The organism is Oligella sp. HMSC09E12, assembly GCF_001808505.1.
GTDB classification, from domain to species: Bacteria; Pseudomonadota; Gammaproteobacteria; order Burkholderiales; family Burkholderiaceae_B; genus Oligella; species Oligella urethralis.
This window is the reverse complement of sequence record NZ_KV793515.1, coordinates 1-23,524: the sequence shown is the minus strand read 5'-3', so window position 1 is coordinate 23,524 and position 23,524 is coordinate 1. Positions and strand designations below refer to the sequence as shown.

The following is a 23,524-nucleotide window of genomic DNA, read 5'->3' as shown; positions in this document are numbered from 1 at the left end:
CCACTAACGCTTCGGCGCCAACCAATAACCGGATGCCGCAAGAATAGTCACGCACACAACAGATATCAGCAGCACTAAAGCGTTTGCGCGGAAATCATCACCAGCCTGTACCGCATCATAAACCGCCATCGACAGGGTTTGCGTACGCCCAGGTAAATTACCAGCAAGCATTAAAGTCGCACCGAACTCACCCATTGCGCGGGCAAAAGCTAATAAGACACCAGCGGTAATACCGCGCGCTGCCAGCGGCAAACTCACCCGAAAAAACACGCCAAGCCCTCTGGAGCCCAGCGTGCGTGCTGCATATTCGAGATTTTTCTGTACATCCTCAAAGGCCGCCCGTGCCGACTTAAAGACTAAGGGGACTGCTACTACCGTCGCAGCCACCACTGCGCCCTGCCAAGTAAAGACCAGCTGTAGACCAAAGACCTTTTCTAACCAAGGACCAAAAGTACCGCGACGTCCAAACAGCACCAATAGATAATAACCTAGGACGGTTGGCGGTAAGACCATAGGCAAGGTAAGTATCGCATCCACCACGTTTTTTCCGAAAAAGTTAAAACGGGCTAGGACCCACGCAAAAATAATACCTAAGAGAAAGGCGAAAAACGTTGCGTAGATAGACACCTTAAGCGTCAGCTTTAAGGCGTTTAAGTCTTGAGGACTAAACCACTCCATGCAATACTACCTTGTTGTAACGGCTATCAATCAAACTACTTATCCATGTCCTTAATAGGAATAAAGCCGTACTTCGCTAAAATCGCCTGACCCTCATCGGATAGGACATAAGCAATAAAATCAGCAGAAACTTTAGATTTAGTCTGTGTGGTTTCAGCGATAGGATAAACGATAGGATTAGGTACCCACTCACCAGCTTTTTCACCAGCAGCCACCGTAGGGATAACTAAAGCCACGTTTACCTTATCCTCATCCTGCTTGGCATCGGTAGAAAACACAAAGCCTGCTTCAACTTCACCACGGCTCACGTAGCTCAAACTCTGACGCACGTTAGATGCAAGTACTAATTTAGGCTCAACCTTTTCCCATAGACCCTCTTTTTGCAGGGCGGCACGCGCATAACGAGCATTAGGCGTGGTATCCGGATTACCCATCGCAATATGCTCAACATTATCCGCTGTTAATTGCTCTAATGAATCAAAGCTAAGCTTACTATCTTTAGGCACAATCAATACCAAGCCATTGCCGATAAAATCGACACGGCTATCCTTTTTGACCATACCCTCTTCCACGGCCTTATCCATGGTTTGCTGATCAGCTGAGGCAAACACATCCACCGGTGCGCCCTGAAGAATCTGTTGCAATAACGTACCTGAAGCACCGAAGTTAAACTCTACTTTGTGCTCAGGATTTTTATCCTCAAAGGCTTTACCGAGTTCGGTATAAGCATTTGTCAGGCTAGCAGCAGCAGAAACCGCAATCGTATCCGCCACCGCAAGTGGAGAAATCAAAACAGCACCAAGCGCCGCTATTGAAAGTAAAGTACGCTTCATCTAAAAGCTCCTAATCGAATTAAGGGGGAATCGAATTAAGGGGGAATGCTGATGGCGGGTAAAAACCATCAGCATACGATATATTAATAAAAATATATCACTATCAAACTATCTACTAATAATGGTATTTTATGATATTTGACATTCAAAACGCAATCATTTCAATATGTTTTTAAAAATATATCGAGTTCAATATTAATCCTTAGGATAGATAGATGATTTATATGCCAGATAGTTTGCTTGAGTATTACTTACTTGAAGATATCAGTATGGGCGACCTAACGACCCGCAGCCTTGGCCTACACGGAAAACTAGGCCGGATGACATTTACTAATCGCCGGCCCACAACCACAAGCGGCATTAAACTGTCCGAGCGTCTTTTAAACAAACTCGGGTTAAAGGTCACCGCAGCGCTTGCAGATGACATGAATATCACTGAGCCGCAAGTACTTTTGTGTGCAGAGGGTGATATCGCCGCCCTGCATCAAGGCTGGAAAGTGGTACAAAACATCCTCGAATGGAGCTGTGGTGTGGCCCATGCTGCCTCTGAACTGGTACAACAAGCACGCACGCAAAACCCACAGGTACAAATCGCCTGCACCCGCAAAAGCAGCCCCAGCACTCGGCTGTTGCCTACCGCAGCCCTTTGATTGGCAGCAGCATATTGAACAATTACGTCACAGCGCGCCCGAGAAAAAAAACATGGTGGAAGCGGACAGCATGAGCGAAACGGAACTAGCTATCAAAGCAAAGCCCGACATCATCCAACTTGATAAATTCAGCCCACAGTAGATCCTTGAAGCACTGAATCTAGCAGCACAACTAGACTTTCAGGGGCAACTCATTGCCGCTGGCGGTATCAACCGCAGCAACATCCAGGACTATGCAGCCACGGGAGTACCCGTGCTAGCCACCTCCTCCCCCTACTATGCCAAGCCTGCAGATATTAAGGTCACGCTTAAGCCTAACTAAACCTCTAGTGCGCAAATAAACAGCAACGGGTCTGACCATCTGAGCCTCGCTGCAGCCTACAACAGAAGCTTAAGCCATGCGACGATTGCTAAGCATTGCGCTAGCGATACGACATCAGCAATCGTCGCCCCCAATACCACTAGCTCACAACTAATTTACGCTCTCTTGCGCCTCCTCCGCAAATGGCGAAGATTCCTCATGCTCAAAAAACTCCGATACCCCATCCTCAAATTCAATCGCTTCGGACTCCATCGCCTGACTGCGATTTTTTGACCAAATCATCTTAAGCTCGCGCGCATGCACCTCACAAATCGTCCTCACCACACCCTCATCATCCGTGTATTGACGATTTTTAATCCGTCCACGCAACCATAGCTTATCGCCGACATCCATATAGTCACTGACGCGCTTTGCTAGGGTACCCTTAAACAACACCGTATGCCATTGGGTATCACTCAATAAAGCGCCATTACTACGATCGCGCCACTTCTCAGTGGTTGCCAATGAAACCCGCAAGTGCGGCTTACCATCTTGAAAATATCTAAGCTCCGGCTGATGACCTAAATTACCCATCAAAACAACTTCATTAATGCAAGATGTCATATCCATCTCCTCTACTGTCGGATTAAAAAAGGCGCGGCTCGCTGAGTTGCTAGCTCATGAACTGCGCCAAGGCTCATACCTCATTTATCACTTTAGAGCAAAGCGTGCGCTTTGCCATCCGTAGGCGGAGCTATTTGTCCACCCTAACAGTAAGCGCTATTGAAGCAAATTTAGGTCTAGCAATCTTGATTTGATTAATTTAAGATGAATGGTATTGTTCACAACAACCACAAGAGGATATGCGATGGCTATTGTATATGAACTACACCCCGACGATCCGCAACAACGACTCATCAATCAGGCCGCCGGGCTATTGGCTAATGGCGGTATTTTAGCCATACCGACGGATTCCAGTTATGCCCTTGTTGCCCGCTTAGATGATAAAAACGCCGCCGACAAATTGCGCTCCCTACGCGGTTTAGACGACCGCCATCACTTGACGCTAATGTGCCGCGATTTATCAGAGATTGCCAAATTTGCTCATGTGGATAATCAACAATACCGTCTATTAAAATCAGCCACCCCAGGTCCTTGGACCTTTATTTTGGAAGCGACCAAGGACGTGCCGCGCCGGGTACATCATCGCTCTCGTAAAACTATTCGCATTCGTGTACCCGCTCATAAAGTCACGCTGATGCTTTTGGAAACCCTGGGGGAGCCGCTGTTAGCCACCACCTTTATCGCCCCTGAGAAGAGTGAGCCTTTTACCAATATCGAGGACTTTGCAGCAGAGTACAAGCACGAGCTTGCTGGCATTATCGATGCTGGTCCATGTCGTGGCGTTGGTACTACCGTGATCGATTTAACCCAAAACCCGGCAGAAATTGTGCGTCGAGGCTCCGGCGACCCAGCCGCCATTGGCCTATAGCTTATTAACTAGCGCCCCGATTTTCTTTATTTTAAGATGAACTTTTCATGTAAACTAAGGGGTTAAGACTATTATTCAGTTTCATACGATTTGTTATTTAAGGATGTGATTATGTCAAGCAACTCTTACCCCGTTTTTAGGGGCAGTATCCCGGCGCTAGTGACGCCGATGCTCCCTAATGGCGATGTAGACTATGAGGCTTTTAAAAAGCTGATTGATTGGCATGTTGAGGAAAAAAGTGATGGTCTGGTAGTGATTGGCACTTCCGGTGAGTCGCCCACGATTAACTTTGAAGAGCATGCCGCCCTACTTTCTACTGCGGTAGAGTTTGCTGACGGTCGCATCCCGATTATTGCCGGCGTGGGCGGTAATAGCACCAAAGAGGCCTTGCAGTTAACGATTGACGCGCAAAAGGCCGGTGCCCAAGCGGGCTTATCCGTGGTCCCCTATTACAATAAGCCAACCCAAGAGGGTCTGTATCAGCATTTTAAATACATTGCTGAACATAGCGAGCTACCCATTCTTTTATACAATGTACCTGGCCGCACCGTCGCTGACATGTCAAATGACACGATTCTGCGCTTAGCCGAGGTGCCCGGCATTATTGGTATCAAGGACGCGACGGGTGATATTTCACGCCTCGGTCAGCTGATGAAGTATAAGCCAGCCGATTTCCAAATTATGAGTGGTGATGATCCAACGGCGGCCGCCTTGATTTTATTGGGCGGTCAAGCCAATATCTCAGTCACGGCAAACGTCGCACCACGTCTTATGCATGAATTGTGTTTTGCGGCACTAGCGGGTGATTTACCCAAGGTGCGCGAATTAAATGCTAAGCTTTCAACACTTAATAAAGTGCTCTTTGCTGAAGCCAACCCAATTCCGGTTAAGTACGCTTTAGCCAAGATGGGCAAGACGCAGTTAGGCTATCGCTTACCCTTGGTTGAGCCTAGCGAGGCGACTAAGGCATTGGTTGATGCAGCGCTCAAAGAAGTCGGTCTTATTTAATCTCTATTTAATGGTCTAAAAAGCCTTTCCATAAGGAATTACCATACATGCTAAAACTGCACACAAAATTTCGTTTCTTGGTCTTAGCTACCGGTGCAACTGTGGCAATTACTGGTTGTAGTTCAGTCCAAGACTTACTGACTCAAGATCAAGTTGACTATAAGAGCACGGTGCGCGGCGATCCTTTAAGCTTACCGCCCGATCTATCTAACGCCCAAATCAGTAATCCCCAATACAGCCTGACTGGCGGCACGGCGTCTGCACGAGTTTATAATGAAGCACAGCAAAAAGCCGCTGCCAATCAGGGGGTCAATGTACTGCCAGAGGTTGCCGGCATGAAGGTGATGCGTAGTGGCGATACCCGTTGGTTACAGATTAATGCCGATGCCAATGATGTGTACCCACGTCTAGTTTCTTTCTGGAACAACGAGGGCTTTACCATTAATCGTGATAATCCTCAAGCAGGTATTATTGAAACTGACTGGGCTGAAAACCGTGCCAAGATCCCTGGCAACTTCTTACGTCGTGCCCTAGGCTCCATTATTGATATGGTCTCTGACAGTGGTGAGCGTGAGCGTTTTACCACCCGTCTTGAGCGCAACGGCAATCAGACCGAGATCTACATCAACCACCAACGCATGGTTGAAACGGCGATGGATCGCGACGCCACCACCTTTAGATGGCTTCCTGCCGAAGAGGACCCAGGCTTAAACGCCGTGATGCTATCACGTTTAATGGTCTATCTAGGTGCCGAGGAAGAGCGCGCTCGTAACGCTGTGCGTGAAGCGCAGGTCGTCGGTGCGACAGCACAAGCACAAGAGCAGTTACTGACACCAGTCGATGGACAAAGCGCCTTAAGCTCATCGCTTTCCGCAGATGATACCTGGCGTCGTGTCGGTAGCGCCCTGCATAGCGCCGGTTTTACCATTGATCAATCCGATCTGGCTGAGGGTAGCTATGTGGTACGTTATCTAGATACGGATACGGGTGAAAAGCGTCAGGCTGGTAACTTTATCAGTCGCCTCTGGGGTGATCACGGCAATATCACGCCCCTCCCCTACACCGTCAAAGTGACGCCACAAGCTGGTGGTTCAATGATTTCCGTGTATAACCAACAAGGCCAGCCGGAAAACTCACAAACGGGTAAACGTATCCTACGCGTGATTAGCGAACGCTTCTAGTGCCCACATACTAATCAGCGTTTTTATCAAGCTCCGTTCGCTTAGGCGACGGAGCTTTTTGCTACTTATGATGACTCTCCAGGACCCTTGTGATTTGACCGGCTTAGTTGAATCAAGGCATGAATCATTAGCAGTAACAATACCAATAAAAAGGCGCCCATAAAGCCTATCAAAATGTTTTGACTGAGAATCCAAAACACCACCGTTAATAACAGCACACAAAGAATCCAACGACGACTAACCCAAGCAAAAAAGCTCACCACTTGGCGCTTCAACTTACTCATCCCTAACCCATCTCTTTTTAAATCAAGTAAACAACAAATTGTTACTCATATAGAAGTTTTCGGCTTAACCCTAATAAAAAAAATCTTTTGAATCACGCATAATATGGGACGGCCATTCACAAGATGGCAAAGATTATAAACGCAATTTTACCCATTTTGCGTAGATCAGTTTTAGGAGACCCTACGGATGAATAAAGCAATTCATAATCCGTTTGATGATGCTACCTCCACGGTAGACATACAAGAGACAGACACAGCTCAAGACACGATAGATAGTGCTGCCTTGAGCTGCCAGTTAGCACCCGGCCACGAGGAAATTACCTTAGACACCAAGTACACCGCACGTTCAGGGCGTGTTTTTATGAATGGTACCCAGGCCTTGGTCAGACTTCCCCTGATTCAAAAGCTGCGAGATGAGCAAGACGGCCTTAACACCGCCGGTTTTATTTCCGGTTATCGCGGCTCACCCTTAGGCAATGTTGACTTAGCGCTATGGTCTGCTAAAAAGCACCTCGAAGCGCATGATATTGTGTTCCAGCCAGGGCTTAATGAAGACTTAGCAGCCACCAGTGTTTGGGGCACGCAGCAATTAAATTTATTCCCCGAAGCAACACGCGAAGGCGTATTTGCGATGTGGTATGGTAAGGGACCCGGCTTAGACCGCTCCATGGATGTGTTTAAGCATGCGAATAACGCCGGTACGGGCAAGCATGGTGGCGTGTTATTAATTGCCGGTGATGACCATGGTGCTAAATCCTCCACCGTCGCTTACCAATCGGAGCATATCTTACAAGCAGCCGGCATCCCGGTCCTCTACCCTTCTAGCGTACAGGAGTATTTAGACTACGGTATTCACGGCTGGGCCATGAGCCGTTATTCTGGTCTATGGGTGAGCATGAAGTGCGTCACCGATGTGGTGGAGTCCAGTGCTTCCGTTGATATTGATGTAAATCGAGTACAGCCAATTTATCCTGAGGATTTTGAATTACCAGCAGACGGTTTAAATATCCGCTGGCCTGATACACCCTTAGCACAAGAAGAGCGTCTAAATAACTACCGTTGGTACGCAGCCCTTGCCTATGTACGTGCCAATAAAATTGACCGTATTGTGTTTGATTCACCTAATGCTAAATTCGGCATTATGACTGCCGGTAAGGCCTACCTGGATGTGCGTCAGGCTTTAATTGACTTAGGTTTAGACGAAAAAAATTGCACTACCCTTGGTATTCGCCTCTATAAGGTAGGCTGTGTCTGGCCGCTAGAGGCACAAGGGGCGCGCGAGTTTGCGACGGGTTTAGATGAGATTTTAGTCGTTGAAGAAAAACGTCAAATTATGGAGTATGCCATTAAGGAGGAGCTCTATAACTGGCGTGATGATGTACGTCCTGAGGTCTATGGTAAGTATGATGCCAAGGACGGCGGTGGCGGTGAATGGTCGGTACCGCGTGGGCCTTGGTTACTACCGCCAAATGCCGAATTATCGCCAGCCATTATTGCCAAAGCCATTGCTCAACGTCTATTAAAGCGTGAGATACCGGCAGAAATCCGTGCCACCATTGAGGCACGCATTGCCATTATCCGCGCCAAGGAAAAGGATGCGGCCCGTATCTCTGTGGTGAGCGAGCGCAAGCCTTGGTTCTGCTCTGGCTGTCCGCACAACACCTCAACTCGGGTACCTGAAGGCTCCCGTGCCGTTGCGGGCATTGGGTGCCACTATATGACCATCTGGATGGATCGTAATACCGACACCTTTACCCAAATGGGTGGTGAAGGCGTGACTTGGATTGGTCAACAGCACTTTACTAATACCAAGCACATCTTTGCCAATCTCGGCGATGGTACTTACTTCCACTCAGGCATTCTGGCCATTCGTGCCGCCATCGCCGCCAAGGCTAATATCACCTACCGGATTCTATACAATGACGCTGTTGCCATGACGGGTGGACAGCCAGTCGACGGCACCCTGACGGTCCCCATGATTAATGCCAGCTTGGTTGCCGAAGGGGTAAAAAAGGTGGTGATTGTCACGGACGAGCCTGAAAAATACAAAGGCGTTTCATTAGTTAATAACCCAGAAATTCGTCACCGTGATGATTACGATGCGGTCATGGAAGAAATGCGCAGCACGCCTGGTACCACCATTATCATCTACGACCAGACCTGTGCCACCGAAAAGCGTCGCCGCCGTAAGCGTGGCACCTACCCGGATCCGGTGCGCCGTGTCTTTATTAATGATGAGGTTTGTGAGGGCTGCGGTGATTGCAGTGTAAAATCGCACTGTTTATCGGTTGAGCCCTATGAAACACCGCTCGGTACCAAGCGTCAGATTAATCAATCGAGCTGTAATAAGGATTTCTCGTGTTTGAAGGGTTTCTGCCCAAGCTTTGTCACCGCTGAGGGTGCACAAATGATTAAGCCCAAGGTTGACGGCACCAGTCTGCCTAGCCTTGATAAAAACCTGCCCGCACCACAACTACCGGCCATTGACCGTGCTTTCAATATTCTAGTACCCGGCGTGGGTGGTACTGGCGTAGTAACAGTGGGTGCGATTTTAGGCATGGCGGCGCATTTAGAGTGTAAAGGCGTACATGTGTTGGATATTACCGGTCTTGCCCAAAAAGGCGGGGCGGTGATCAGTCACGTACAAATCGGTGAACAACCCGCAGATCTCTATGCCACACGGATTGGTATTGGTGAGGCAGATGTGATTTTAGGTTGCGATTCCTTGGTTGCAGCCTCTAAGGAAATTACCTCCAAAGCACAAAAAGGACGCACCTGGGGTGCAATTAACCAGGCTAAAACGCCAACCGCAGAAATTATTGCCAACCGCAAATGGCGTTATCCAAGCAAAATCACAGAGCATGATATCCAAGATGTCCTCGGTGAAGATAATGTGCTGTTCTTTGACGCCAATCGTATGGCCCTCAAGCTATTAGGCGACACCATCTACGCCAACCCACTCTTGATGGGCTTTGCTTGGCAACATGGCAAAATCCCGCTTCATTACGAAAGCATTATGCGTGCCTTTGAGCTGAATAATGTCGCCGTGGATAAAAATAAAGAGGCCTTTGAATGGGGCCGTCATCTAGCGGTTCACGGCACCGATTCAGTTGTACCGGCAGCAGCTGAGGCACAGCTGAACAATACAGATGAGCAAGGCCGCTCGACCCAAGCCATTCACTTTGCGGAAAACTTAGATGGTTTAATTGAGCGTTTAACTAAGCGTTTAGTGGACTATCAAAACCAAGCCTATGCCGATCGCTTTACGCAGGCGGTGGCTGCCGTGCGTGAGGTAGAACAGCGTGTTGCTGGTAAGCACGCCCGCCGTCTGACACAAACGGTGGCGCGTAATCTGCATAAGCTGATGGCTTATAAGGATGAGTACGAGGTGGCTAGGCTCTACTTAAGACCAGAGTTCTTTGAGCGCTTAAGACGTCAGTTTGAGGGCGAGCCTGGTAAAGACTATCAGCTTTATGTACATCTCTCGCCCCCAAGCTTAAAGCTTAAAGATGGTGAGGGTGCGCCGCGTAAGAAAAAGTTCGGCCCCTATATCTTTACCCTCTTTAAGGTGCTGAGCAAACTGAAGTTCCTCCGCGGTACCGCCTTTGACCCCTTTGGTAGACATCCAGACCGGGTCTTAGAGCGTCGACTGATCACGGATTATTTGACCATGCTAGATCAACTCAAATTATCACTCAATGAGAATAACTATGACCTAGCCTTGGAATTAGCCAATTATCCGGATGATATTCGCGGTTATGGTCACATCAAAGAGAAATCGGTTAAGGCAATGGAGCAAAAACGCGAGACGTTGCTAAAACAATTTATTTCCGGGAGAAATTTAGCCGCATAAGCCATTTTACTTGCACAAAAGTAGCTTAAAATAGGAAAATGGATCGTTGGATAAGGATAGATATAGATGCACTTTATCTACCCTTATCCACGGCCTTTTAATCTATTTTCCTATCACTATCATGAGCTATCTAGAAAATACTTTCACTCGATTTCACAAAATTAACCCGCATGAACCAGAGTTCACACAAGCGGTACACGAGGTTCTGGAGTCCTTAGAACCTTTATTTGCTCGTGAGTCAAAATACGAAGATAATGGCATTTTAGAGCGCATTGTTGAGCCGGAGCGACAAATCGTTTTCCGTATTGCTTGGACTGATGATAAGGGTCGGGTTCGCGTTAACCGCGGCTTTCGTGTGCAGTCCAACTCAGCCTTAGGCCCGTACAAGGGCGGTCTTCGCTTCCACCCTAGCGTGTGCTCCAGTGTGATTAAGTTTTTAGGCTTCGAACAAATTTTCAAAAATGCACTCACTGGTTTAGCCATTGGTGGCGCCAAAGGGGGTGCAGACTTTGACCCCAAAGATAAATCCCCTGCTGAAATTATGCGTTTCTGCCAGGCCTTTATGACAGAGCTTTATCGTCATATCGGTGCGACCATTGATGTGCCTGCGGGTGATATTGGTGTAGGCTCACGCGAAATCGGCTATATGTTTGGTCAGTATAAGCGTCTCACCGGTCACTACGAGGGTGTACTGACTGGTAAGCGCCCGCTTTGGGGTGGTTCCTTAGCACGCACCGAGGCCACGGGCTATGGCTGCGTTTATTTTGCGCAAAACATGCTCAAAGCCCATAATAAGGACTTAGAAGGTCGCATCTGTACCGTTTCCGGTGCCGGTAACGTAGCCATTTATACCATTGAAAAGCTTCAACAACTGGGCGCCATTCCAGTGACATGTAGTGATTCCAGAGGCTTTATCTGGGATAAGCACGGCATCAACCTAAATACGCTTAAACGTCTCAAAGAAGGGGCCAATGAGAGCCTAGAAAGCTATCTTAAATACCGTCCAGATGCTGTGTATACACCTGTTGAGGACTATCCAGAGGGTCGAAATCCAGTGTGGTCAGTACCTTGTGAATTAGCCTTTCCTTGCGCAACGCAAAATGAGCTTAATGAGCATGACGCAGAAACACTCTTGGCCAATGGCTGTATCTTGGTTTCAGAAGGCGCCAATATGCCAAGCACGCCTGAAGCGGTGCATAAATTCTTACAGGCTAAAATCCTCTACGGTCCAGGTAAGGCGGCTAATGCCGGCGGTGTCGCCACCAGCCAACTGGAAATGGCACAAAACGCAAGTATGCAACAATGGACTTTTGAAGAGGTTGATCACCGTCTACGGATCATTATGGAAAATATTTACCGCCAATGCGCTAATACCGCTGAGGAGTTCGGTGAACCACATAACTTGGTCTTAGGTGCTAATATTGCCGGCTTCCGCAAAGTGGCCGATGCCATGATTGAACAAGGCGTGTATTAAGCGGAGTGCTTAGCTGACTTCGGCAATCTCAAAAGCGCTGCCCTGAACCATCAGAGGCAGCGCTTATCGTTTGACTCAAGACTCAATTAGTGCGGCTTAACGCCGCTGGCTGGGGCGCCTAACATAAAATCAGGATGCCCTGAACCTGAGCTGGGGTGAGCCCCACTCGCAGGCGAACCCATCACGGGCTCCGACATCATGCTGCCCATGGCACCACTCGGATGGCCCCCACCCGCACCAAATATATCCGCCTCACGCTGTTTGATTAATTCAGCATAGGCTTCCGGATCACTAGCGGCTAATTTGGCTTCCTCAAGCTGCTCTTTAATCCAGATTTTATCTTCTTCTTGGATGCTTTTATCGGCTAATAATCGCTCCCAACTTTTGATCGCTTCAACGTAATTACCCTGCTGGAACATGGCCCCACCTAAGAGCATCAAGGCATCGGGATTATCCGCCTCTAACGCCAATGCCTGACCGATCAACTCCAATGGCTTACCTTCGAAGCCACCGCGGTAAATGGCTAGGGCCCCGGCAAAAAGGGCCAAATTATTCGGATCCTTTTCGATTAAGGGCCAAGCCTTACCAAAACGAGCGACAGACTCCTCGTAACGACCCATTGCCCGATAGCTATGCGCTAACATCAACTGCCCCTTGTAATCTTCAGGATTGACCTCCACGCGCTGCTCTAACAAGGACACCGCATCAATAAACTGCGCAACATTACCCGTACGCTCAAAAGTGGCCGCCGGATCCCGTTGATCCTTAAGATAAAGAAAGTAAAATACCCCACCGGCTATCAAGGGGATCACTAAAAAGCCCAAATACCAACTACGACCACTTTCTTTAGGTCGCAAACGCAAAAACAATACACTACAAATAAGCAGCGCTAAAATGACGCCGACAATAATCCAATAAGAACTATTCATTATTCTGCTGACTCCGAATCTCGCATATTTAAACCCTTACCCTGTTGACGGATGGTTCTGATTAAAAGCACTAACATAAGGCCTAACACCAGAGCAGGGCCCACCCATAATAAAAAAGTAGTGCTATTAAAGGCGGGTTTGTAATTAATAAATTCACCATAACGCTCAACCATATGCTGCACGATCTCCTCATCACTTTTGCCTAAGCTAAGCTGTAAGCGAATCTCTGCCTTCAGATCATCGGCCAGCCCCGCGCCCGAATCTGCGATGGATTGATTTTGACAGACTAAACAACGTAAATTCTTCGCCAACTGATGCTCACGTTGCTCCAGTTCCGGACTTAAGGTGATTGGTGCCATGCCCTCCTGAGCCTGCGCAGTTAGGGTCATTAAACTCAAAACAGCCGCAAAAAGGAGGCTTAATAATTTATGATTAAATAATTTTTTCATATCAAAATGACAACAATTAATCTGCCTGCTGTTGCGCTAAGGCACGCCGTACCGCTGGTAACAAATCCTGCGTCCAACTCTCTTCATCCAAAGCACCCACATGACGATGTGTAATGATGCCACGCTCATTAATCACAAAGGTTTCAGGCACACCATAGACACCCAAATCCAAGCCCAAACGACCCTGTTCATCTTGTAAGCTAAGACGATAAGGATCACCCCAGTCACGCAACCAACGTAAGGCTGGGCCACTTTGATCCTTATAATTCAAACCCACCAAGGCCACATTCTCGGGTAATGGCTGTTCAACAAAAATTTTATGCTCGTATTGACACGCCTCACACCAAGATGCCCAAACATTCAACACAAAAACCCGTCCACGAAATAAGGCTTGATCATAGCGTTGATTTTGATTTTTCAACGACGGTAAATTAAATGCCGGCATCGCCTTACCGACCAAGGCCGATGACAGCGGCTTTTGCTCCCTACCCAAGCCTATTGCCAATAACAGTACTAGGGCGCCCAATAACAATAAGGGCCAAAAACGTTTAAGCCACATACTTACTCCGTTTGCTGTCGCTGCGTGTTCATCTTTGGACGCCGTAGTCCTTTAAAGGACAGTAAAGCGGCTAAGGCCATCATCATAAACCCAGCCCAGACCCAATTCATTAAAGGCTTATAATAAAAACGAATGGTCCAAGGACTAGTTTCAAAATCCGTGCCTTGCATCTCGCCCAAACTCATATATAAATCACGGAATACACCCCGATTAATCGACGTTTCTGTGGTCGGTTCGCCACCGGAAAAATACTGCCGTTTCTCCGGTCGTAAGCGTGCCAATAGCTTATCATCTTCCCACACCTCAAAATGCCCGATAAGCGAATCAAAATTAGGGCCGACCTTACCCTCTAGGTGCATAAAACGAATCTCATAGTGCTCGATCTGCAGGCTTTGACGCGGATAAATCACCCGATTATATTCGACGGCATAGTTTTTAGCTGCTAAGGCGCCGATCACAAAAATTGCCAAGCCCAAATGCCCTAAATTCATGCCTATAAAATGTAACGGCAACTTCCACAGTGGTTGCTGGTTCCGTCGCATCCGATCAATTAACAAATAAATTGAGGCAAAAGCTACCCACCAGGCCGCTGTAAAACCTAGGCCTAGCCACCAAGAAAAACCCTCCCACCACATTGGCATGCTCATACCAATGCAGCATGCAGGTACTAGCGGAATAATTAAATCCTTAGACATACGTGCAACGCTGTCATACTTCCAACGGGCAAAAATAGCCAGCGGTAACAGCAATAACAACAATAACCACAAGGGTGCAAGCACCGACTCAAAATACGGTGCGCCTACCGAGAACTGACCAATTTGAAAGGCTTCGGTAAGAAGTGGAAATAAAGTGCCCACCATCACGCTGACACAGGAGACCACCAGCAAGACATTATTCAGCAGCAATAACGACTCGCGCGAAAATAAGGCAAAACCTTGTGCATTTTCCTGTAGCTTCGGAGCACGCCAAGCATACAGTGTTAAGGCCGCACCTATCACCACACATAAGAAGATTAAAATAGCGACCCCGCGAGTCGCATCGCTAGCAAAGGCATGCACCGAGGTTAGCACACCTGAACGCACCAAAAAGGTACCCAATAAAGCCAAGGCAAAGGAGGCAATGCTTAATAGAATGCTCCAATGGCGGAATACCTGCCGTTTTTCAGCCACCAACAAGCAATGAATCAATGCGGTCAAACAAAACCAGGGCATTAAGGAGGCATTTTCCACTGGGTCCCAGAACCACCAACCACCCCAGCCTAGTTCATAATAGGCCCACATACTGCCGATTAAAATCCCAATCGATAAAAAGCCCCAAGCCGCCAATGCCCACGGACGACAACTGGCTGCCCAAGCTCTTCCCGCATCACCGCTAATTAAAGCGGCTAAGGATAAGGCAAAGACATGGGTTGTACCCACATAGCCCAGATATAAAAAGGGCGGATGAATAACCAAACCGATATCTTGCAGTAAAGGATTTAAATCAGCCCCCTCAGGTGGTGCGGGTTCAATTAACTCAAAGGGACTGGAACCGGCCAAAATAAACAGCAAAAAACCGCTCATCACTGCGCTCAACACGCCCAATGCATTCAGTGCCATGCTTGCTGATAAAGCCCTGGCCCAACGTAAAAACACTTGATTCCAGATACCTAAGAGCAGCGCCCAGAATAAGAGCGAACCCTCATGGCCACCCCAAGCCGCTGAGATTTTATAAAACACAGGCAATTGACTATTCGAATGCTGAGCCACATAGCGCACATAAAACAGATCATTCAACAGCACAACGATGAGGGCAATAAAGGCGATTAGAACCAGTAAATTAGTGAGACTGCCACTTAGTCTAACCAAGGGCATCAGCGCCTGTCGCTTCGCTGCCGCATAAAAGGCAGCAACAGCGGCAAACAATGAAAACATGAATCCTAGCAATAAGGCAAAGCTACCTAAATTCACCCAAATCATTGCGTCTCCCCTGCCTTAGATCCCTCACGCGGGAGCGCACCACCAGTATATTGCTGATGCATCGTGGAGGCAGCTTTTTCTACCTCAGGAGGCATGTAGTTTTCATCGTGCTTAGCAAACACCCGCTGAGCGATAAATCGCTCACCATTCCACTCCCCTTCAAGCACTGCCCCCTGCCCCTCACCAAAGAGATCTGGCAATAAACCCTCATAGCTGACTGGAATCGCATCGCCATCATCAACCAACTCGAAGTCAATTTGTACCGAGTCCTTGTGCTTGACTAAACTGCCTGGTCTTACTAAACCACCGACACGCACGTACTGATGGGGGGCGACTTTGTGCGCCCGCACCTCGCTAGGCGTGTGAAAGAACACCATATTATTGCGTAAGGCATTAACCACTAAAACAGTACAGGCAATTAAACCAAGCAAAAATACCAACACCCAAAGCAATCGCTTTTGTCGCTTATTCATTGAACACCTTTTTTGAAGCTAAGCGCTGAATTCTACGAACACGCTTCCGTGTTTTCTGCTTTAATTGCCTCAGGGACAGCCCCTCGACGACTAGCATCAACACGCACAATAAAACAACAGACCAGACATATACCCCATGACCACCCATGGTTAAAAACTCATTGACGGATTGCCAGTGCATTAATGACCCTCCTTCGCCAAGATGATTTGCTGTGCCCAATCGCTATGGGCATATTTATTTAAGAGCAGCCAACGCGCACGCGCCAAAATCATACCAATCGCATAGGCCCACGCCGCAAAGCTCATAAAAAGCAAGGCATATAACATATCGGGATGAATCGAAATGCCACGGCTCATGGTGATACTGGCACCTTGATGTAGGGTATTCCACCAAATGACGGAGAAATAAATAATCGGCACATTCACGACCCCAACAACAGACCACAGCGCAGCCACTAAGTTCGCTCTTTGCTCGCTACGAATACTTTGCAACAAAGCAATTAAACCCAAATACAGAAACAATAACAATAACATGGCGGTTAAGCGCGCATCCCAGACCCAATAAGTACCCCACGTTGGTTTACCCCAAATGGCCCCACTCAGCAACGACAATAAGCACATCAAGGCCCCTGTAGGTGCCATAGCGCGCACCAATAAAATGGAAGTATGGGTGCGCCAAACCAAATAAATAATGGACCAAAAAGCCATCGCCACATAAATAATCATCGCCATCCAACTGCCGGGCACATGCAGAAACATGATTCGATAGCTATTACCCTGTACTGCATCTAAGGGCGCAAATAAAAAGCCGTAAACACAACCAATGAGACCAAGCACGATGGCAATGCTCCAAGCCACGACTGCGCCACGTTTAGCAAAGCGCTCAAAGTACAGAGGACTGGCAAAACGACGCCAAGTGCTCGGTTGAGCTGAGGATTGATTGAAAGAACTCATGTGTTTATTCATAGGTAGTTTTAAGCGCAAAACGCGATGCCCATGGGAAAAATAACCAAGAAAATAAAGCGCAAGCGATTAATAATTGCAAATGGGCCAAATAATTCTGCTCATCTAAGGCCCCTGCCGCAAATATCAGCGCAGGAACACACAGCGGAATATACAACAAGGCGGGCAATAAACTTTGCGATAAACCCACCGTCAACGCCGCCGCTATGGTACCGATCGCTGTGAGAATCAAGCTAAAAAAGCACAATAAGGGCAACACCAGAACAAATTGTTCAAACTCAAAATGATACTGTAGCGCTAATAACAAGGCCCCGAGTAATAAAGGCACGCAAATGCACAACCAGTGCGCAAGCATCTTACTATAAATAAAGTAAACCGCATCAATCGGCGACAACAACATTTGCGCTAAATTACCATCTTGAAAATCGTCCTCAAAGATCAGTGAAAGTGATAATAAATTAGCTAATAAAGCTGCAATCATCATCACGCCTAAGCCGATTTGTCGCAAAAACGCCGGCTCGCCACTGATGGCTAAAGGAAATAAGGCTGCTACCAATAACAAAAAGAAAACGCTTCGGTATATCGCTGAACGATTTTTGAGCATCAATCGCACTTCATGCGCAGTCAATGATAAAAACAACATCACGCCGCTACTCCCTCTCTCATACCGTGCCCGATAACTGCAATGTATGCACCGGCAAGGTCTGACATTGCTCGGTGTGACTCACCAAAATGGCCGCCCCACCGGTAGCGATATGCTCAGCTATCCACTGTTCAAGACGCTCAACCGCTATCTGATCCAGAGAATTAAACGGCTCATCCAGAAGCCACAAAGCCCGTTGTCCAAATAAACGCAGTCGCGCTAAGGCGATTTGCTTTTTTTGACCTTGGGATAAGAAGGTAGCCGGCTCATCTAACAGTGCTAACAGCTCCACTTCCTCAGCCCACGCCAAAAGTTGTGCTGCCGAGAAGCGACTATTAGCCCACAGGGCTTGTCGCTCGATATTCTCACGCACGCTCAACCTGGGATTCACCGCCGTTTGTTGACGACAATAGTGAAAGCATGCGCGGCGCCTTGCGATAGCCGGAGCAAAACCACCGTCCCGGGACGCTTGAGCGCCTGCTTCATACCAAAGCACCTCACCGCTATCAACGCTTGTTAAACCGACTAAAACATCCAATAAGGAGCTTTTACCACTACCGTTCGGGCCACGTAGATGCCACAGCTGCGACGGGTAAATCTCAAAGCATAGCTGCTCAAAAAGCAATCGGTCTCGGCGTCTAAGACTCAGGTCTTGTGCCTTTAATAATGCCTTTGCCACGATTAGTGGAGGGTCTGCTTGTGACTCGGGGATGCTGAAGCTGCCGTATCGTCTTCAGTCAGTGCTTGCTCGTCGGCTGGCTCATAACGCATGGCTTGGGCATCAGCACGCACATAGCTTAAGAGTAACTGACCCATGGCAGGATAAAAGGTATAACGCAAATGTGGAATTTGTTCGAGCCGCTCTGCCCACTGCGGCAACCAAGAAAGCAAGGCCTCGCTGAGGAATTCATACTGCTCATTGACCTGACGTTCAATCTCGTGCGGATCGTTTAACTCGGCCACCTCGCTACACCAATCCGCCATCACCGCCAAATAAACCACTAAATGATCAGCCGGTTCCCTGAAATCCTCGTGCAACTGCAACTGATTCCCTTGTAAAAAATCACTCATGCGCTGATTGGCTTCGCCGTAAAGCAACTTTTCTTCACTCAAATAATAGGAAGCATAGGGTAAGGCGGATTGACGACTATCCAACAAAAAGCAGGAGGCAAAATCCGCCATTAGCTCAATGCGCTCATCCTCTGTTCCCTCAAGTGTTGAGGTAAAAGCTTGCAAGCGTGCCACTTCCTGCTCGAAACCAATATGCTCAAGCACTGCCAATAAGCTATCTAGCTGAGTACTACTATAAAAGGCAAAGGCCTGTTTTGATAATTCGCTCGCAAAAGCGCCAGCAAACCAGCCATAAAAAGCAGCGCGTTGTTGGTTGATTTGTTTCCAGTGTTGTTCTAGCTCTAAATCCATCATTTGCTTAGCGTAAAAATAGAAAATCCAGCCTGTTGTTAGCGGATAATGTAATTGAATGCTTCAGTCACAAAAGGCTGCGCCACTTGTGCAGCCTTTTAGTAATTAAGTACTAATAGCGAAAGGCTTGACCTGTATGGCTCCTGACAACGCAGGAGCCATTACACACCCTAAGACAAGGCTTAAAGCGCTTTCTCCTCTTCCGGCTCCGGCTGCCGTTCCACTGGGTTACCCTGGATATCGACCTCAATCGGACCACCGAAAGAAGTGACTGGCGGCGCTTCGCCACGGAAAAACTCCACTTCCACCAAACAAGTATTGGCACTTGGTCCCTGCGCTAACTGCGAGGTACCAATATCCAGGGTCAAGGTATTCGGGTCACCGTAGGTATCCAAGGCGCCGATTTCTGGCCCTGTCGGACCATACCATGCCCCCTCTTGAATGCGTACAATACCCTTAGGGAAGTTAGGCGACACCACCAAACCGGCGAGCAATTGACCGCGGTCATTAAATACCCGTACTAAATCACCAGACTTAAGACCGCGCGCCATCGCATCTTCGGGCCCCATATAGATTGGCTCTCGACCTTGCACCGTATAGACGGCACGACGAGTTTCGGATTCATTCGTTTGCGAGTGCAAGCGCGTATCCGGGTGCACCGACTGTAACCATAAAGGATACTTGTCAGAACCAGGTCCCCCATGCGAACGCTCGATCTTCTCCATCCAAATCGGATGGCCCGGGCAATCCTCATAACCGTAGCTCGCAATACGACGACTAAAAATTTCAATGTAGCCAGACGGTGTCCCTAAGGCATTCACTTCCGGATCCTCGCGGAAGGCGGCATGACGTACCCAATTCGGCCCTTCTGGAAACAGCACATAGCCGGTTTCCCAAAACTCCTCAAACGGCGGCATCGGGATATCTTTGCGCATATTTTCTGCACGACACTCATCGTACAAGAAACGCACCCATTGCATCTCGTCCATATTGCGACTGTATTCGATATCGCGATTCATACGACGGGCAAAATCACGCCAAATATCAAAGTCGGAACGGGAGTGATACAAAGGATCCACCAATTTATGCATCGCAATAATCCCACGGTTCGAGTAGGAACCATAAGCATCTAAGTCATTGCGCTCATAGGGGGTACACGCCGGCAACACAATATCGGCAAAACGACATGTAGCGGTCCAGTTATAGTCTACTGATAGTACTGTCTCCAGCTCTAAATACGCCCGCTTCATGCGGTTACGATCCTGGTGACGGTGCCACTGGTTACTACCGGAGAAAACGGCCATTTTATATGGCGGTAAGGTCACCTCATTGCCATTAAAGTTGATCTTTTTACCAGGCTCTAACAAGGCATCAACTACTCGTGCCACCGGAATCACTGAACTATAGCCCTTATAGTCGGTGCTATTATGCTTTGGCGTACGTCCGGTATCCAAGTTTAAGGGGAAGCTACCCGGCATTGAGGCACCGGAGGAGTTAACCCCCACCGAGCTATAGTGGTGTGAGTAACTAATACCGCCACCCGGCAAACCAAACTGACCCAGCATGGTGGCAATAATCGCCCCCATCCAATATGGTTGCTCACCATGCTGTTGACGCTGAATAGCCCAACCAAACATCAATTGCGTGCGACTACCGGCCATTAAACGTGCTAATTCACGGATGCGTTCAGCCGGCACACCACAAATCGCTTCAGCCCACTCTGGCGTTTTTTCAACCATATCAATGGTTTTACCCATCAGATACGGTGTAAAGTCGTCAAAGCCCATGGCGTAATCATCAATAAACTGACGGTCATACAGCTCCTCGGTATAGAGGGTGTGCGCAATCGCCAACATCAAAGCCACATCTGTCATTGGATTAACATAGAGCTGCTCACACTCAAGGTAATTTTGCGTTTTACTCTTGACCGGATCAACCGTGATCACCTTGATCTTGCCCTCGGCAATACGTGCTTTGAGCTTTTCAAAATAGGCAAAGGCCTCGTGTGTTTCGGTATTCCAACCGACTTGCAAATTCTTAACCGGGTCACTAGCCCAGAAAATCAAGGTCTCCGTTTCTTCTAAGATAATATCCCAGGAGGTACCCTGAGAATAAACCTCGGTCGAACCTAAAATATAGGGCATAATCATCTGCCCAGCCCCAGTAGAATAGTCACCTGCGGTACCAACACCATGACCATGCATACCCACCGCACGCAACATGTGGTTACCACAGCTATGTACCTGACCTACCGAACGCCAACCGACGTTAGCAATGTGTAAAGCCCACGGACCGTATTGGGTTTGAATGCGCTCCAGCTCTTCGTACAACAGATCCAGCGCCTCATCCCAACTGACGCGAATAAAACGATTATCACCACGTTGACTACGATCGCTATGTTGACGCTTACGATACCAATCCAAGCGCACCATCGGATAACGCACACGCGAGGCACTATAAATCACATCCATGGTGCCATCTAAAATAGGCGTCGGGTGCTTATCAAACTCAAAAGGCTTAATTTCAACCACACGGTCAGCTACCACACGGGCGCGGAAAGCCCCCCAATGAGCACCAGAAAAACGCCAACGACCCAACTCGGCATCAGGCATGGTCGTGCTTTCTTGTGCCTTAACAATGGAAGAACCGAGTAAAAAACTAGGCACTGAAGCCACACCCGCAGTGGCTGCCAACCCCTTAATAAATTGACGACGTGTAAACATAAAAATCCTCCTAAACCCTATGGACGCGCAGATTGAATCGTACCCTCAAGCGCTGATTGACTCGCGGTAGCAAAGTCAGAAGAATTCAGCTGTAAGTACTTAAGCACCACGTCGGCTGTCTCACTATCCATATTGGTGAAACCCACCATACCGGCAAATAGGCCCGGCCATTGGTTCGCATCATGCGACGCAGGTTGAGGCTGGCGGTGACACACACTACATGCGCTGTCATAACTATGACGTGCGATATCCCAAATCGGCTCCACACTGTTTAACAAGGTACCGGGCTCAATCCAAACACTCGCACTGACTTTTTGCCATTCCAAGCCAGTCATTTCATCCATGCGTGACTCAAGTACCTCAATAAAATCTGAATCCTTGAGAACATCACGATTTAAAATGGCATTGGTCACGTTCATACCGAAGCTGTTATACCAAACACGCGCTAGCCCCTTATTTTTACGCCACAAATCCAATTCAACTTCTAAAGCACCATCAACGTTCTGTAAGATCTTAACTGGCGTACTGACTTCAATAGAACCGATTTCCTTAGTTAAGGTCTGATCTGCGTAGATTTTTTGTGGTACCACGGAAACATAATGACCGCCCGCTTTGACCGACACATGGCTGGCTTCAGATAACAAGGAGTCAAAGGCGGGGTTACCTGCACCCTTGATCTCAGGCAATTCGTGCGCAATACCACGGTGACAATCAACACAGCTGGCATTACGCTCTGCTGCACTACGCATCATCATTTGCGAAGTAACCTTCATCTTGTCAAAGTCCATACTGTCGTAGTCATGGCAGTTACGACATTCCTTGGAATTATTTGCCTTGAAACGTGCCCATTCACGTTGCGCCAAGACGAGACGGTGCTCTAAAAACTTTTCACGGGTACCGATAGTTCCCACCACGTGGCTCAATACCTCACGTGAGGCTTGCATTTTACGTGCAACTTTATCCGTGAAGCTATGTGGTACGTGACAATCCATACAGTAGGCACGAACCCCTGTACGATTCTTCCAGTGCACCGTCTTTTGAAGCTCTGGTAATAAGTTATCACCCATCGTATGACAGGAAATACAGAATTCCTCGGTGTTGGTGTAATTCATGCCGGCATTAAAACTGGCCCAAAATCCAATCCCAGCAATAAAACCGCCGGTGACCAACAATCCTAAACCAATGCGACGCGCTGGACGCGTAAACCAGTCGTAAATCCAGCGAAATAGATTCGCGATCGCACGAAATATAGCTTTGATAATTTTCATCGCTAAATTACCCTTAATTATGTGTGCAAAGACAAAGCAGACGAGTCAACCCCTTAACTTTGAGCCCATCTACTCTCAATAGAAAACCACCGCCTATGATCTCCACAAGCGTCATTAACACGGCGACAAAAACTCCTGCTTAAGGTCCAGGCGGCCCCCAAAACAGCATTTGCCCGAACCAAACCGCAAAACCATAAGCACAGATGAGGAGCAAGGTAAAAATAGGCAATACGATAAAGCCCATTAATAAGAAGCGCTTCCACTCTGACACTTTTTTGCCGTCTGATTGAAGCGTCTTTTGATCCTGGATATTGGTAGATTGAGTTTGACTCATAGCGGACTCCAAAAAAGAGCCTGTAAATAATTTTGTGTAACTTCCTTTA

Annotated in this window: 24 protein-coding genes; 7 read left to right on the top strand and 17 right to left on the bottom strand. The window is 48.0% G+C overall.

Annotated elements, in window-relative coordinates; genetic code table 11:
• Nucleotides 1–3 precede the first annotated feature (3 nt).
• Together modB and modA are read right to left on the bottom strand one after the other, a co-directional pair.
• Nucleotides 4–678, bottom strand: coding sequence for a molybdate ABC transporter permease subunit (gene modB, locus HMPREF3179_RS00745; RefSeq protein ID WP_070469282.1), 675 nt, complete (start codon nucleotides 676–678; stop codon nucleotides 4–6).
• A gap of 35 nt (nucleotides 679–713) precedes the next feature.
• A complete protein-coding gene (gene modA / locus HMPREF3179_RS00740; protein WP_070469281.1) occupies nucleotides 714–1,511 on the bottom strand; it encodes a molybdate ABC transporter substrate-binding protein in 798 nt (265 codons plus the stop codon).
• Between the two features lie 215 nt (nucleotides 1,512–1,726).
• Between modA and HMPREF3179_RS12325 the strand changes: the two genes are divergently transcribed.
• Together HMPREF3179_RS12325 and HMPREF3179_RS12615 are read left to right on the top strand one after the other, a co-directional pair.
• Nucleotides 1,727–2,161, top strand: coding sequence for a hypothetical protein (locus tag HMPREF3179_RS12325; RefSeq protein ID WP_083290659.1), 435 nt, complete (start codon nucleotides 1,727–1,729; stop codon nucleotides 2,159–2,161).
• A complete protein-coding gene (locus HMPREF3179_RS12615; RefSeq protein WP_371441413.1) occupies nucleotides 2,049–2,303 on the top strand; it encodes a hypothetical protein in 255 nt (84 codons plus the stop codon). Before HMPREF3179_RS12325 ends, HMPREF3179_RS12615 begins: the two co-directional genes overlap by 113 nt.
• A 330-nt stretch (nucleotides 2,304–2,633) precedes the next feature.
• Here the strand turns inward: HMPREF3179_RS12615 and HMPREF3179_RS00730 are convergent, their stop codons facing one another.
• Nucleotides 2,634–3,086: a single-stranded DNA-binding protein gene (locus HMPREF3179_RS00730; RefSeq protein WP_070469280.1), complete on the bottom strand. Its 453-nt coding sequence runs from the start codon at nucleotides 3,084–3,086 to the stop codon at nucleotides 2,634–2,636.
• A 244-nt stretch (nucleotides 3,087–3,330) separates the two neighbouring features.
• On the opposite strand from HMPREF3179_RS00730, the gene HMPREF3179_RS00725 reads away from it, so the two are divergent.
• From HMPREF3179_RS00725 to bamC, 3 genes are all read left to right on the top strand, one after another.
• Nucleotides 3,331–3,954, top strand: coding sequence for an L-threonylcarbamoyladenylate synthase (locus HMPREF3179_RS00725; RefSeq protein WP_070469279.1), 624 nt, complete (start codon nucleotides 3,331–3,333; stop codon nucleotides 3,952–3,954).
• A gap of 111 nt (nucleotides 3,955–4,065) precedes the next feature.
• The gene (dapA, locus tag HMPREF3179_RS00720; protein WP_082145009.1) at nucleotides 4,066–4,962 is read left to right on the top strand and encodes a 4-hydroxy-tetrahydrodipicolinate synthase; all 897 of its coding nucleotides are present in this window, start codon (nucleotides 4,066–4,068) and stop codon (nucleotides 4,960–4,962) included.
• 47 nt (nucleotides 4,963–5,009) lie between these two features.
• Entirely contained in the window at nucleotides 5,010–6,143 is a 1,134-nt protein-coding gene (gene bamC / locus HMPREF3179_RS00715) for an outer membrane protein assembly factor BamC (RefSeq protein ID WP_083290371.1), read from the top strand.
• 65 nt (nucleotides 6,144–6,208) lie between these two features.
• Here the strand turns inward: bamC and HMPREF3179_RS00710 are convergent, their stop codons facing one another.
• Entirely contained in the window at nucleotides 6,209–6,427 is a 219-nt protein-coding gene (locus HMPREF3179_RS00710) for a hypothetical protein (protein ID WP_070469278.1), read from the bottom strand.
• 187 nt (nucleotides 6,428–6,614) lie between these two features.
• Here HMPREF3179_RS00710 and HMPREF3179_RS00705 point away from each other — a divergent pair, with 187 nt between their 5' ends.
• Both HMPREF3179_RS00705 and gdhA read left to right on the top strand, forming a co-directional pair.
• The gene (locus HMPREF3179_RS00705) at nucleotides 6,615–10,280 is read left to right on the top strand and encodes an indolepyruvate ferredoxin oxidoreductase family protein (RefSeq protein ID WP_083290658.1); all 3,666 of its coding nucleotides are present in this window, start codon (nucleotides 6,615–6,617) and stop codon (nucleotides 10,278–10,280) included.
• A 121-nt stretch (nucleotides 10,281–10,401) separates the two neighbouring features.
• A complete protein-coding gene (gene gdhA / locus HMPREF3179_RS00700) occupies nucleotides 10,402–11,754 on the top strand; it encodes an NADP-specific glutamate dehydrogenase (RefSeq protein ID WP_048767209.1) in 1,353 nt (450 codons plus the stop codon).
• An 86-nt stretch (nucleotides 11,755–11,840) separates the two neighbouring features.
• On the opposite strand, the gene HMPREF3179_RS00695 is transcribed toward gdhA, so the two are convergent.
• From HMPREF3179_RS00695 to HMPREF3179_RS00635, 13 genes are all read right to left on the bottom strand, one after another.
• A complete protein-coding gene (locus HMPREF3179_RS00695) occupies nucleotides 11,841–12,683 on the bottom strand; it encodes a tetratricopeptide repeat protein (protein ID WP_070469277.1) in 843 nt (280 codons plus the stop codon).
• Nucleotides 12,683–13,132 (bottom strand): cytochrome c-type biogenesis protein, encoded by a 450-nt coding sequence (locus HMPREF3179_RS00690; protein ID WP_070469276.1) that lies wholly within the window; start codon nucleotides 13,130–13,132, stop codon nucleotides 12,683–12,685. The genes HMPREF3179_RS00695 and HMPREF3179_RS00690 overlap by 1 nt, the downstream gene beginning before the upstream one ends.
• 16 nt (nucleotides 13,133–13,148) lie before the next feature.
• Nucleotides 13,149–13,691: a DsbE family thiol:disulfide interchange protein gene (locus tag HMPREF3179_RS00685; RefSeq protein ID WP_070469275.1), complete on the bottom strand. Its 543-nt coding sequence runs from the start codon at nucleotides 13,689–13,691 to the stop codon at nucleotides 13,149–13,151.
• 2 nt (nucleotides 13,692–13,693) lie between these two features.
• Nucleotides 13,694–15,649 carry a heme lyase CcmF/NrfE family subunit gene (locus HMPREF3179_RS00680; protein ID WP_070469274.1) on the bottom strand — a complete coding sequence of 652 codons (1,956 nt, stop codon included), beginning with the start codon at nucleotides 15,647–15,649 and terminating at the stop codon, nucleotides 13,694–13,696.
• The gene (gene ccmE, locus HMPREF3179_RS00675; RefSeq protein WP_070469273.1) at nucleotides 15,646–16,122 is read right to left on the bottom strand and encodes a cytochrome c maturation protein CcmE; all 477 of its coding nucleotides are present in this window, start codon (nucleotides 16,120–16,122) and stop codon (nucleotides 15,646–15,648) included. The genes HMPREF3179_RS00680 and ccmE overlap by 4 nt, the downstream gene beginning before the upstream one ends.
• A complete protein-coding gene (gene ccmD / locus HMPREF3179_RS00670; RefSeq protein WP_018026985.1) occupies nucleotides 16,115–16,303 on the bottom strand; it encodes a heme exporter protein CcmD in 189 nt (62 codons plus the stop codon). The genes ccmE and ccmD overlap by 8 nt, the downstream gene beginning before the upstream one ends.
• Nucleotides 16,303–17,076, bottom strand: coding sequence for a heme ABC transporter permease CcmC (gene ccmC, locus HMPREF3179_RS00665; RefSeq protein ID WP_070469272.1), 774 nt, complete (start codon nucleotides 17,074–17,076; stop codon nucleotides 16,303–16,305). Before ccmC ends, ccmD begins: the two co-directional genes overlap by 1 nt.
• Nucleotides 17,077–17,080: 4 nt before the next feature.
• Nucleotides 17,081–17,728, bottom strand: a complete 648-nt coding sequence (locus tag HMPREF3179_RS00660) for a heme exporter protein CcmB (RefSeq protein ID WP_070469271.1) — start codon at nucleotides 17,726–17,728, stop codon at nucleotides 17,081–17,083.
• A 19-nt stretch (nucleotides 17,729–17,747) separates the two neighbouring features.
• The gene (ccmA, locus tag HMPREF3179_RS00655) at nucleotides 17,748–18,407 is read right to left on the bottom strand and encodes a heme ABC exporter ATP-binding protein CcmA (protein WP_070469270.1); all 660 of its coding nucleotides are present in this window, start codon (nucleotides 18,405–18,407) and stop codon (nucleotides 17,748–17,750) included.
• A 2-nt stretch (nucleotides 18,408–18,409) separates the two neighbouring features.
• Entirely contained in the window at nucleotides 18,410–19,153 is a 744-nt protein-coding gene (torD, locus tag HMPREF3179_RS00650; protein WP_244912525.1) for a molecular chaperone TorD, read from the bottom strand.
• 179 nt (nucleotides 19,154–19,332) lie between these two features.
• Nucleotides 19,333–21,873 (bottom strand): trimethylamine-N-oxide reductase TorA, encoded by a 2,541-nt coding sequence (gene torA / locus HMPREF3179_RS00645; RefSeq protein ID WP_070469268.1) that lies wholly within the window; start codon nucleotides 21,871–21,873, stop codon nucleotides 19,333–19,335.
• Between the two features lie 17 nt (nucleotides 21,874–21,890).
• Nucleotides 21,891–23,141 carry a pentaheme c-type cytochrome TorC gene (gene torC, locus HMPREF3179_RS00640; RefSeq protein WP_018026979.1) on the bottom strand — a complete coding sequence of 417 codons (1,251 nt, stop codon included), beginning with the start codon at nucleotides 23,139–23,141 and terminating at the stop codon, nucleotides 21,891–21,893.
• A 139-nt stretch (nucleotides 23,142–23,280) separates the two neighbouring features.
• On the bottom strand, nucleotides 23,281–23,524 hold a 244-nt coding region (locus HMPREF3179_RS00635; protein ID WP_246824316.1), incomplete at its 5' end, for a periplasmic nitrate reductase, NapE protein.